We start from the raw sequence: 12,041 nt of genomic DNA on the forward strand, positions 1-12,041 counted from the left end.
CACGGCAAGCATAAAACCTTCCCAGGGAAAGAACATTTCCCCCGCCGTGCCCAATCCCTGCCCACCCGGTTTCTCGGCACGGCAAGCATAAAACCTTCGCTGGGAAAGAACATTTCCCCCGCCGTGCTACTACCTTCCCCCACCCTCTTCTCTATGGGAACGATAAATTTTGCAACCGGGTGTAAAAATTGGCATCCGTTGACCCGTACAATGAGTGATAAAGCATCGCAATCGTTGAGGAAGCCTCCATGCCAATGGCAGTTGGAGTTATTGAAACGCTCGGTTTTCCTGCCGTATTAGCCGCCGCTGACGCGATGGTGAAAGCGGGGAGAGTTACCCTAGTTTATTTTGGTCAAGCTGAAAGCGCCCGCCTTTTAGTCGCCATTCGAGGCGCCGTCTCGGAAGTCAAGGTGGCAATGGAAGCTGGTATACAAGCTGGGGAAAAAGCTTACGGTGGAGAAGTGGTTACCCACTACATCGTTCCCAATCCGCCAGAAAATATCGTAGCGGTTCTGCCCATCGAATATACCAAAGCCAGCGAACCTTTCCGGTAATCGATCGAAATTCCTCAAAGGGTAGCATCGGCAGTGAAAACCCCTAAAATTAATGCGCGGCGACGCAGATATTAATCAAGTCAGGAGATTAGCAATGGGACAGCAAGCAGTCGGTGCCCTAGAAACAAAAGGGTTTCCGGGTATTTTAGCAGCAGCCGACGCCATGGTCAAAGCAGGCCGCGTCACCCTTGTCGGCTACCTTAGAGTCGGAAGCGCCCGCTTTTCAGTAATTATTCGCGGGGATGTTTCTGAAGTCAAAACTGCGATGGATGCCGGTATAGCGGCGGTAGAAAATGTTTATGGTGGAACGCTAGAATCTTGGGTAATTATTCCTCGGCCTGATGAAAACGTGGTGGCTGTTTTACCAATCGATTTTTCTGCCACCGTCCAACCCTTCCGCGAAGCAGTAGAAGGTTTGAGAATTCCAGGACGATCTGGTACGTAACGCAAGTTGCGACATTGGTAATTGCTAATTGCTAATTGCTAATTGCTAATTGCTAATTGGATTTCATTGGCAGTCTGCTCTTGACAATTACCCTTCCACGGCAGAGCCTGGGAACGCCATTACCTACTACCAGATCAATTAAACAAAACAAAGGGCAGAACTATCTGCCCTTTTTCCACTCATTAACTTGCTTTTAAGAAACCGATTTTTTCCCTAGTCTCTTCCCGTGATTTTTTCCAATGCATGTTCCAGCTGGTCAGCAGGTGTTTGAATACCTTGGGTATTTTCAGGGCGTTTCATCTTGTCATAATCAGCCGTTCCTTGAATTTCATTCAAACCCGGATGGGTTTCTGACTGCTGCTTATTCATATCAAAATCGTAGGGGCTTTTACCAGCAACTGCTTCTTGAGACTTGCGCTCAATTTCAGTCAAATTGGCTTCACCTGAACCAGGGCTGCTCATCATAGCGCTGTAAGCAGGCAAAGCATAGGAAATCAACACCAAAGCACAGATACAGGCAGCTACGAAAAAGCGAACTGGACGCACCAACGCAGACAGATTTAAGCGAATGAAGCGCATAAAAAACTTCTCCTATTTTTCCAAATCAATCGTTCTTGGTTTTTGCTCGGTGAAACTCAGTTTTATTCTGAACTTCATTACCTATTTGCTCAAATTTTTAACAACTACGCATCTGTAAGCAGATAGATCTGTTTAACTCACTACGACCAGAATAAATCAGCCTCTAGACGTATAATAAATAGGTAATAGGTAATAGGTAATGGGTAGCTATTGTGTAAACTAATACCAAGTTGCAAAGAGTCTTCCCTTGTCCCCCAGGCTCTCTCATACTTGGGGGCGAAGACAGCGCCTACTACGAAAGGTGCGCTCGCCTGGTTGGCGTATAAAGCATTACCTATGCCCCCTGCCCAAAAAACCGGGTTTTGCACGCTAAGTACAAAAGAGCCGAATTTCAGAATTGGTTGGTGTTAAGTCTCAAATTATATCATGTCCGCGAGAGATCGGTAGTGTATGGATGGCTAATTGCAAGCTTGCTAATTGCTAATATATTATTTTTCCTGATTGAGCCAGCGATTAGCTATTAGCAGTTACACAACCGTTGCTTCAGGACATGATATTATTGGTTAACTAATAACTCAAGTTGCTAGTTATCTCTCTGGGAGCGGCTAATGGCTAATGGCGAGATTGGTAAAAATCCTTTATTAGCAATTAGCAATTAGCAAGCTTGCAACGCCAAAGTTTATAACTAGCAACTGGCGTTAATACGGATCGGTTAAGTAGAAAAGGGAGCGTTTGTTCGGGTTTTGGAAGAACAAACGTCTAAACTTCAAAAGAAACAAATATAGCGGTTTGCGACTTGATAGAATAAACTTGATTTTGCATAAGTTATCGTTTGTGTAGCGGCACCCTTAAGGGTGCCGCTACACAAACGAGAGCCACAAGGGCTGTATTCCACCAAGTCGCAAACCGCTATAAACAGGGGTTTGGGGAAATATTGTATCCGAGGGATCGCTCACTCTTGGGTGAGAAACTCTATTCTGGGTTCTAGGGGGTCAACCACAACCCCCACACCGAGAAAACCCCAACGTTTGAGCAGGTTCTTTACCTGACTTCCAGGGAGAGACTCTACAGCAAAGCGGTTTGCCACATCTGCACCCCATTTGTTGAGATAGCTGAGTGCCTCGAAATCTTCGCGAAACATCAGCAGGTAACCTCCAGCAGATGGGTTTGAACCACTTTCTGTGCGGGCAACTAGATAGCTACCATCAGATCGAGAACGAATAACGTAATAGATTTGGGAGAACATAGTAGGGAATTTTAGATTTTAGATTTTAGATTTTAGATTGAATTCTGCTCTGAAATCTGCAATTCCCCAACACCCACGATCTAATTCAAGTCTTCCAGGCGAATTCGGGGATCTGCCGCCTTGAGTAGCAAATCTGCCAACAGGTTACCTAAAATTAGCATTACCGCCCCTATCATCAGGCTAGCCATCACTAGATAGAGGTCTTGGTTGATTACAGCTTGCCAAGTCAAACGCCCTAGTCCAGGCCAATTAAAGAAATTTTCCGTAATAAAAGCACCGCTGAGCAAGCTGGAAAATTCAAATCCCAGTAGGGTAATTAAAGGATTAATCGCATTGCGGAGGGCGTGGACGTAAATTACCCGATTTTCTGGCAGACCTTTAGCGCGAGCGGTTTGGATGTAATCTTGACGCAGGACATCGAGCAATTCCCCGCGCATAATCCGCTGCAATCCGGCAAAGCTGGTAATGCTCAAAGCCAAGGTAGGTAAAATCATGTGCCAGCCTATGTCTAAAATTTTACCTAAAGGCGATAGATCGGCATGGTCGATGCTAATCATCCCGCCCACGGGAAATAGAGGGGAAGTAGACTGTGCGAAGAATAGGAGTAAAAGCGCGGTGATAAAGCTGGGAAAACCTTGTCCGGCGTAACTGAGTACCTGTAGAATCCGATCGGCTAGGCGATTTTGCTTCACGGCGGCGAGAATACCTAAAGGGATAGCGATCGCCCAAGTCACAATCAAAGATGAAATTGCCAGCAGCAGCGTCGCGGGTACCCGTTCCCACAACAAAGACGCCACCGGACGCTGATAAGCAAAACTCAGCCCAAAATCCAACCTAGATACAATTCCCCACAACCAGAACCAATATTGCTCAAAAACCGATTTATCCAGACCAAACTGACGCTTAAGTTCTTCAAGTCTTTGTGCTGAAATTTTAGGATTTGATTTGAACGTATCCAAAAAATCCCCTGGTGCCAGTTGAATAATTGCAAAACAAAGTACCGAAGCCAAAAACAAAGTCACAATCGCTTGCAAGAGTCGCTTCAGCACATAAATAGTTGTTTCGCTAGCGAGCAATCCACTCAAACCGGGAACCGAGGAAACCTTAGCAGAAGTCATAAATTGCTAATTGCTAATTGCTAATTGCTAATTGGTAATTTTAGATTGTAGATTGAAGTTAAATCTGCAATCTGCAATCTGCAATTACCAATTACTATTAATAACTCAAGTTGCTAGTTATCTCTCTGAGAGCGGCTAATGGCTAATGGCGTTCCCAGGCAGTCGCCCGGAGAACGAGGCTCAATCAGTAAAAATCCTATATTAGCAATTAGCAATTAGCAATTAGCAACGCCAAAGTTTATAACTAGCAACAAGCGTTAATATTCAACCAGCGTCACGATCGGCACATCGGGAAGTTGTTGGCGTCCGCCCAAATCCCGTAGTTCGATGATAAAGCCAAAACCAACTAGATCGCAGCCAACTTGCTGGACTAGCTTCGCCGTCGCAGCTGCGGTTCCACCCGTGGCAATCAAATCGTCTACAATTAAAACCCGACTGCCTGGGTGCAACGCATCTTGGTGCATTTCCAGCCGATCAGTACCGTACTCCAGTTCATACTCAACCGCGTGAACTGCCCCGGGCAACTTGCCCGGTTTGCGGACGGGAATAAAGCCTGCCCCCAGTTGATAGGCTAAAGGCGTGCCGAAAATGAACCCACGGGATTCCATTCCCAGCACGTAATCAACTGTCTGTACGGTTTCCTTGCACTTTTGGGTCAAACTATCAATCGCGTAACGCAGGCCATCGGGGTTGCTTAAAAGCGTCGTAATATCGCGAAACATAATTCCCGGTTTGGGAAAATCTGGAATATCGCGAATCAGGGATTTTAAATCCATAGACTTAGGTTCTTTGAGGTGATGGGTTGACATCGGCACGGGGTAGGTTGCTATATCCCAGAGAGGGGCGCTTTTTGACTAGACTGGGAAAGTAGCCCCACAGATAATTTAGCTAAAGTGGGCGTACAACCAACCGGATGCAAAAGAAATCGTACACTGGAGAGTCACACAGTTTGAGAGCGTTCGTTAATATACAGAACTCGCCAGAGATCGCCAATTTCGGTAAAATCCTGCTGGAAGCCGAGTTGCTAGGTAAGAAATTGGGCGCAATATGTGAATACTAAACGTTAGATACCCTATTAGTGCCATCAATTCTAAATTAGTTTTGCCAAAGTCTACTTTACCCACCCACAAATGCAAGCTGGAATGAAAGTCACCGCAAGCGCGATGCATACAAATAGTCCACCTGCCCAGGTTGTCCCGCTGATACTAAGCAACCTGCCCGACCCGCCGACGATTGACCCGCAGGATTGTCCCCGTCGGGCGAGGCTGCAAATTGATCTGATTCTACTGGCAATTGAAGCTTTGGATCTGGGCGGCTCGGAAGCCATCTTGACCACAGCCAAGGATCTGGATCTGCAAGGGGTGATTAAAAATCGCGTAGTACTGTGGCGAATGCGTTCTACCAACCCGCTGCGACGATACACCCAGCGCCGTCTCCTGAGCTTGGTAGAAGCGAAAGCCTTGGTAGTGGTTGGCTGCTATCTAGCACGACGCATGACTGTTTTGATCAGACAACTGTTGCTAGCTTACCAACAAATCAGCGAGAAGCAATTGTCACCAGAACACCATTTTCGCTTATCCGAGTACCTAGAACGCTTCCGCAAGCATTTCCGCAGCCGCATGAACCCCCATCGCTCTGCGGTTGTCGCTTACAATTCCGACGAAAAACTGAACGAACTGGCGATTTCCCTGTTGGCAAAATTGCTATTCTGTACCGGAACCTCCGGGATGCAGCGATTTTGGAGTAGTCTGTTTGACGGAGAAGTGGAATAGGTCAAAGGTCAAGCGTCATGGCTCTTGAACAAAATCGCAATGACCAATTATCAATTAGCAATTAGCAATTAGCAAAGAAAAATGACTATTCAACGCCAGTACAGTCTGCCCAATTGCACGCTGTTTTTGGAGGGGTTGAGCGATGCAACCACGGGAAACAGGCAATTAGAGATGCGCCCGGTGATGTCGATTTTGGTGAATGCAGAGTGTCATTTGGCAGGGGGAAAACCAACCATTAGCGGCGGACGGGAATTTTTTGAAAGCTTGGTTAAAGCAGTCAGTCGCTACGCCCAAGCATTTTTAAGTGGCGTACCCCATCCGGATGAGGACGGACAAGCTTTGCCATTGGTAAAGATACAACAAATTGACCGGCATTTGCACCGCTTGATCTTACAGGATCCCGAACATGTAGCCGTATCCAACGGTGCAACGGGTAACTCGAAAGCGATGACATCTTACCAGATCGATTTGACGACGGTGCAGCTGTTCGATTTAGTCGAGGCGGTGGATCAGTTTTTTGCCGATACTCAAACCTTACCGGATGTATCGGTGCCGTTAGTACCCGTCTCCCGGCGATATGCTAAACCTGACGAACCGATAGCTAAAAAAGCCGCCCCAGCTGCGTTGGGAGTGTCTAGTTTAGCATTGGCGGCGATCGCATTCTTCTTAGTACCCGTCCCCGAAGTCCAAAAACCCCAAGACCCCCGCCCTCGATCGGACGCCAACTCCCTCTCTACTACTCCTAACCCAACCGAACCAGCAACTACGGGGGAACCGCCATTAACCCCAACCCCAACAACTGGGGCGCTCCTATCTCCATCCCCAACGCCCTTAGAAACCCCCCTGGCGACTCCTCTAGCCTCCCCATCGCCTACAGAAACCCCCCTAGTCTCCCCATCGCCCACCGACTCGCCGACCACTGGAGGGCTGATTTCCCCCACACCCACCGCAACACCAGGAACAACTCTCGTCTCCCCCACTCCGACTGAAACGCCAGGGACCTCCCCAGTCTCGCCTACACCTACCGACTTGTCGACAACTGGAGGGCTGCTATCCCCCACACCCACCGCAACACCAGGAACAACTCTCATCTCCCCCACACCAGGGGAAACCCCAGGAGCGACTTTAGTCTCCCCCACACCGGAAACCCCAGGAGCGACTTTAGTCTCCCCCACACCAGGGGAAACCCCAGGAGCGACTTTAGTCTCCCCCACACCAGGGGAAACCCCAGGAGCGACTTTAGTCTCCCCCACACCAGGGGAAACCCCAGGAGCGACTTTAGCCTCTCCTACACCGACAAACTCTCCTTTAGTGAGCCAGGGAGCAGAAATAAACGATGCTAGAACGCTTCGCCAGTTAAATACGACCCTCTACAACAGCATTCAGCAAAAGGTGGAAGGACGATTAAGGTTTCCAGACAAACTAGAATACCGGGTGGGCGTGCGTGCAGACGGGACGGTAGTAGAATATGAAGCCCGCAACCAAGCTGCGATTGATTATGCCGACCAAACTCCCCTCCCCAAACTCCAGTCTTCTACTACCCCAGTAGCGCCTGCTACAGGTACCAGCGAACCGATTGCTTACTACAGGGTTGTGTTTACCCGCAGAGGTGTCCTACAAGTCAGTCCCTGGCGGGGAATTCCGTAAAAGTCCAGATTATATCATGTCCAATAGCAACGGTTGTGTAACTGCTAATAGCTAATCGCTAATGGCTCTTTTGGCAATTGACAATTAGCAATTAGCAATTAGCAATTAGCCATCCATACACTACCGATACCTAAGGACATGATATTACTAGACCTGTCTTGAAAATAGCTGGTGAGCAGGTGGGCTTCTTCGGCAGGTGAGATGGATTTTATCCTTGGTTGTGAACTTAGTTCATGTCCAATAGCAACGGTTGTGTAACTGCTAATAGCTAATAGCTAATCGCTAATGGCTGCTCTTTTGGCAATTGACAATTAGCAATTAGCAATTAGCAATTAGCAATTAGCCATCTATACACTACCGATACCTAAGGACATGATATTAGTTCATGCACGTCTGTTGCAAAAGTCGCCTTCATCGGCTTTAAAGGCAGGCGGGACGCCCACCCCACAAGAATTTTTTTGGTTTTGTGGGTTGGGCATCTTGCCTGCCCCAAATATTTTTGCCAAAGGTTCACTGACACAAATCAACGATAATGTCCAGGCGAAAGTTCTCAACTAAATTGGTTAGATTCTGATAAATATCTGCGTATTCTACGGCAATTTCACCAATTAGTTCGAGACAGCGTTGATCGTCGAGGGAAGATGCAGCCACCTGTAATTCTGTTCTCCAGTCGGTTGGCATTGCGGCTAAAGATGCTCCCAACGCTTTTAAAGTTTCTCTATTCAATATATTATCCGAGTTGCTGTTATTTTCTTCTTCGGTTTCGGACTGGGAATAAACATAACGTACCTTGAGATATTGAGCAATTTTGTCAAGCAGTTCTTCTGTGCGGAAAGGTTTCTGCACCCAGTCATCGCAACCAGAGGTTAAAATTGCTTGTTTATCGTCAAAAACACCCGCTGTTAAAGCGATGATGGTTATTCTTTTTCCTTTGGGTGTTGCTTTGATTTGCTTGCTTGCCTCATAGCCATTCATTACCGGCATCCGCATATCCATTAAAATTAAATCTGGATGCCAATTTGACCACAAATTAATTCCGTCTTGACCGTTTTTAGCTTCGCCTACTTCAAAACCGATTGCTGACAGCAATTGCACCAAAAATAAACGATTTTCTAAAATGTCTTCAACGACTAAAATGCGATAATTGGGTTGATTGGGTGCTAAGCCAACAATTTTTTGCTCCGAGGTTGGCGCTGTAATTGCAGAGGCTGTGGGGAGCATAAGCGGAAGTGTTACTTTAAAAATACTTCCTTTACCTACTATACTTTTAACTGCAATTTCACCGCCCATTACTTTAGCCAATTGGTAACTGATTGCTAATCCTAATCCTGTACCTTGTTGAGAGTTTATTCCGGATGAAGTTTGGGCAAATGTTCTAAATAATTGGTTGATTTCTGACGGTTCAATACCGGGACCAGTGTCTTCTATTTCAAATATTATGTATTCTGAATTAGGGCTGTAATTTGAATCTATATTCTCCAGTTCTCCCCTACTACCCTGCACTCTTACACGTATTGTCACGCTACCTTGCGAAGTAAATTTGAAGGCATTGCCTAATAAATTAATTAAAATTTGACTTAATTTTCCCTCGTCTGTCTGGATGTATTGGGGTATGTCTGTACCCAGAGCTAAAACCATTTCCAATTGTTTCGCCTTGGCTCTAATTTGGAACATTTCTTGCAGGCTTTTTAGCAGTTTTTCCAAATCAGCGCAGCTCAGATTGAGTTCGGTTTTGCCTGCTTCAATTTTGGCTAATTCTAGCACCTCGTTAATTAAATTCAGCAGGTGGTTGCCGCTGCGGTTGATGATATCGAGTTGCTCTTTTTGTTTTGGTGGCAGCGGTTGGTTGCTCAAAAGTTGGCTAAATCCTAAAATTGCGTTGAGGGGGGTTCGCAACTCGTGGCTCATGTTAGCGAGAAAGGCACTTTTGGCGCGGTTGGCAGCTTCGGCATCTTGTCTTGCTTGCTCTAAAGCTGTGTTTTTTTCCAACAGTTCGGCGGTGCGATCGCGTACTTTTTGTTCTAAAATTTGAGCGTAATCTTCTAATGCTTGGTGCGATTCTTTTAAGGCTTGGTGCGAAGCTTCCAGTTTTGTCCACAACAGATGAACGCGACTGACAACACCAGCGCTTACTAAGGCTAAAAATGGTGCGGCAGCGGTTACCCACCAACCGGATAAAAACAACAAGTAAGCGCTACCTAGCAAACTAACACCCGCAACGGGAAGCGCCACCACAACCCAACTCTCAGAACCTATCCTCCATGCTAATGCAGTTCCTATGCTTGACCAGAAAAATACCCACACCCAATTCAAAGGTGCTGGAATTCCCCGCAGAATTTGCCTGCCATCTAAAGCTGCATTAACGAGTTGACTGGCAAGGTCGGCATGGACTTGAACGCCAGACCAAACTGTGTCAGAGTTGGTGCTGTAGGGGGTTAAAAAGCGATCGCGCGTACTTTCCGCTACCGAACCAATCAGTACGATTCTCCCCCGCATTAAATTCGCCGGAATTTTGTTTGCCAAAACATCTGTGAGGGAAATTGTCGGGATTTTCTGGTGCAGGCGCTGGAAATTCGCCAAAATTTGATAACCGCCGCTATCGGCACCCACATAACCGCCTTCATTTTCTTGCAGCGGCGGCAATTTGGCTTTGCCTAATTTAAAGCTGCCATCCTGACTTCTTTCGAGGTGAATATTTTCCGCTTCTAAATACGCTAATGCCAGCTTAGCTCCTAAAGTCGAATAAACTTTTCCCTCGCTGCGGATAGATAATAAATGGCGGCGAATTCTACCATCAGCATCCAGCACCAAGTCGCTGGCAGCAACTTGGTTTTTCTGTGGCAGAACGGGTGGCGGCGGCACAACTGGGCCATTCCCATCGCCGATGACTTTTTGAATGCCAATTACATTGGGTGTGGTAGCGAATATGTTCAGTAATTCTTGATGTCCGGGTTCGACTCTGAGGTTGCGATAAAGATCTAAACCAATAACTCGCGGTTGTTGCTGTTTCAGGTTTTGGATGACTTTTGCTAACTTCGCATCCGACATGGGCCAGCTTCCCAAACGCGAGATATCTGGTTCATCAATGGTGACAATAACTACACGGGAAGAGCCTTTTTCCAGGGGACGCCAGCGAAACCATTGGTCTAAAATCGTACATTCAAGCAACTGCAATGCTCCCGATGCTTGCAGCGCCAGAACCCCTCCCGCTACACCGATAGCGGTTATGCCGATACCGCGATGGGGAAGAATGTGATTTGTGAGCTTTTTCCACATAGATGGTTTTTCGCTGCCGCCGTAAGTTTTGCCAGCTGAAGTTTTGTACTTTTCCTATTGTGTCTCGCCAATGTAAAAATTCTGTGAATATGCTTTAATTTTTCTGTTGGGTTAATTGGCAGCAGCTTTTGGGTTAGGTCGCGATTGCATTTTCCACATTAGCTGAAAAGTCAGTATATTGAGAGCTTGCACCAGTCTCATAACCCGCCCGGAAATCAATTTCAAAGGCTTACTGTTAATTCCTCTAAAGATGGCTTTCCCTATTAGCCAGAAAATTTATTCTTTGGCAAGTTAATGACCAAGTGCAAGAGCTAGAGCTACTACAACCTGGTTACTGGTAACTGGTAACTGGTTAGTGCGATCGCCTCTAATCCCACCGATTTTAATAATTCTGCCCAAGCAGCGAGCGCTAAATTCCCAGGTTCTGCCTGTCGCAGTTCCACCAAGGTATTAAGCGCATCGTACCAAAATCCCCGTTTGGCATAGAAGGATACGCGATCTAAGCCTCGCAATTTCGCTAATTCTTGCTTTAAACTATCGTTGACTTCGGTGCGTTCGATCCAACCCCCTACTACCATGTCTTCGGTTCGTTCGTTAGGATTGCAAATCAGGGCAACTGTCCAATAGTAGGGTTTATCCTTGACCAAAGATGGCGCATTTTCTGGTAACTCAATCCTAATTAATCCAGTGCGATTAGAAACAGGAACGTTCATTTGATAAACGCCGTTCATCTGCTCGTCAAATAAGCTGAATTCCATCGTTTGGGCAGTGGTTTGCGGTACGTAAACCAGCAACTTGGGGCGCGAGCTTTGCGTTAACCCCAAGTGACGACCGGGACTCAGAGCGGTTAAAGTAGCGGAGCTGACCGTTCTCTTGGACGGGTCGCAAGCGCTGGCAACAGGACGCGACCCCCCGCCTGCCGTACCCCCACGGGGTATGCCCCTCCCTGGTGGCGGTTCAAAACTGGTTGGGCGATTTTGTGACCCCACCCTAGGGGTGAAATTAGGTGCTACCAGGACTGAAAGCGTCAAGAGTGCAGCAATCAGCCTTAGGGTAGATTTGCTCAAATTCATATTTGCCCACCTTTGAATCATGAATCGTTAAAAACCCAGGGTCAAGTAAAAAACTATTATTGTTGGGGAATTCGGCTCCCAAGCCATATCAGCTGTTTACACTCCCAAGTCTAATCGGTTGTATAGGCTAAAATCTTCGCTATACTACCCATTGCCTGCTATTTTTCAATAGGTTTTGCTGCTTACCAAGAATTATTGCACTTTCCGCTCTGCCAAACCTACTCAAATCTACCTATGAGACTTGTATCAGCTTGACTTCCTGCTTCCACCAAGGGAGTCGGCTCCTTCTTGTCCGCAGGCGTAAATTCGGGAGTAGCTCTCCCTACTCGCT

11 protein-coding genes are annotated in these 12,041 nt (G+C 46.8%); 4 read left to right on the plus strand and 7 right to left on the minus strand.

Annotated elements, in window-relative coordinates; genetic code table 11:
• Nucleotides 1-248: 248 nt before the first annotated feature.
• Both MiSe_RS43470 and MiSe_RS43475 read left to right on the plus strand, forming a co-directional pair.
• Nucleotides 249-554, plus strand: coding sequence for a carbon dioxide-concentrating mechanism protein CcmK (locus MiSe_RS43470; protein ID WP_226592585.1), 306 nt, complete (start codon nt 249-251; stop codon nt 552-554).
• 94 nt (nt 555-648) lie between these two features.
• On the plus strand, nt 649-999 hold the full coding sequence (locus tag MiSe_RS43475; RefSeq protein WP_226592588.1) for a carbon dioxide-concentrating mechanism protein CcmK: 351 nt from the start codon (nt 649-651) through the stop codon (nt 997-999).
• A 213-nt stretch (nt 1,000-1,212) separates the two neighbouring features.
• On the opposite strand, the gene MiSe_RS43480 is transcribed toward MiSe_RS43475, so the two are convergent.
• From MiSe_RS43480 to MiSe_RS43495, 4 genes are all read right to left on the minus strand, one after another.
• Nucleotides 1,213-1,578 (minus strand): low temperature-induced protein, encoded by a 366-nt coding sequence (locus tag MiSe_RS43480; RefSeq protein ID WP_226592590.1) that lies wholly within the window; start codon nt 1,576-1,578, stop codon nt 1,213-1,215.
• A 952-nt stretch (nt 1,579-2,530) separates the two neighbouring features.
• Nucleotides 2,531-2,824 carry a hypothetical protein gene (locus MiSe_RS43485; protein ID WP_226592592.1) on the minus strand — a complete coding sequence of 98 codons (294 nt, stop codon included), beginning with the start codon at nt 2,822-2,824 and terminating at the stop codon, nt 2,531-2,533.
• A gap of 80 nt (nt 2,825-2,904) precedes the next feature.
• Entirely contained in the window at nt 2,905-3,942 is a 1,038-nt protein-coding gene (locus MiSe_RS43490; protein WP_226592594.1) for an ABC transporter permease, read from the minus strand.
• A gap of 257 nt (nt 3,943-4,199) precedes the next feature.
• A complete protein-coding gene (locus MiSe_RS43495; RefSeq protein ID WP_226592604.1) occupies nt 4,200-4,718 on the minus strand; it encodes an adenine phosphoribosyltransferase in 519 nt (172 codons plus the stop codon).
• Nucleotides 4,719-5,084: 366 nt separating this feature from the next.
• On the opposite strand from MiSe_RS43495, the gene MiSe_RS43500 reads away from it, so the two are divergent.
• Both MiSe_RS43500 and MiSe_RS43505 read left to right on the plus strand, forming a co-directional pair.
• Nucleotides 5,085-5,714: a DUF3038 domain-containing protein gene (locus MiSe_RS43500; RefSeq protein WP_226592595.1), complete on the plus strand. Its 630-nt coding sequence runs from the start codon at nt 5,085-5,087 to the stop codon at nt 5,712-5,714.
• A gap of 81 nt (nt 5,715-5,795) precedes the next feature.
• Nucleotides 5,796-7,361, plus strand: coding sequence for a DUF4335 domain-containing protein (locus MiSe_RS43505; protein WP_226592598.1), 1,566 nt, complete (start codon nt 5,796-5,798; stop codon nt 7,359-7,361).
• Between the two features lie 383 nt (nt 7,362-7,744).
• Here MiSe_RS43505 and MiSe_RS51650 read toward each other — a convergent pair whose 3' ends face one another.
• The 3 genes from MiSe_RS51650 to MiSe_RS43515 all read right to left on the minus strand — a co-directional run bounded on the left by MiSe_RS51650 (nt 7,745) and on the right by MiSe_RS43515 (nt 11,710).
• Entirely contained in the window at nt 7,745-7,867 is a 123-nt protein-coding gene (locus MiSe_RS51650) for a hypothetical protein (protein ID WP_264196976.1), read from the minus strand.
• Between the two features lie 4 nt (nt 7,868-7,871).
• Complete coding sequence (locus MiSe_RS43510; RefSeq protein ID WP_226592600.1) at nt 7,872-10,637, minus strand: CHASE2 domain-containing protein; 2,766 nt, start codon at nt 10,635-10,637, stop codon at nt 7,872-7,874.
• Between the two features lie 320 nt (nt 10,638-10,957).
• Complete coding sequence (locus tag MiSe_RS43515) at nt 10,958-11,710, minus strand: DUF928 domain-containing protein (RefSeq protein ID WP_226592602.1); 753 nt, start codon at nt 11,708-11,710, stop codon at nt 10,958-10,960.
• Nucleotides 11,711-12,041 lie beyond the last annotated feature (331 nt).

This window comes from Microseira wollei NIES-4236 (assembly GCF_020521235.1).
Classification (GTDB): domain Bacteria; phylum Cyanobacteriota; class Cyanobacteriia; order Cyanobacteriales; family Aerosakkonemataceae; genus Microseira; species Microseira wollei.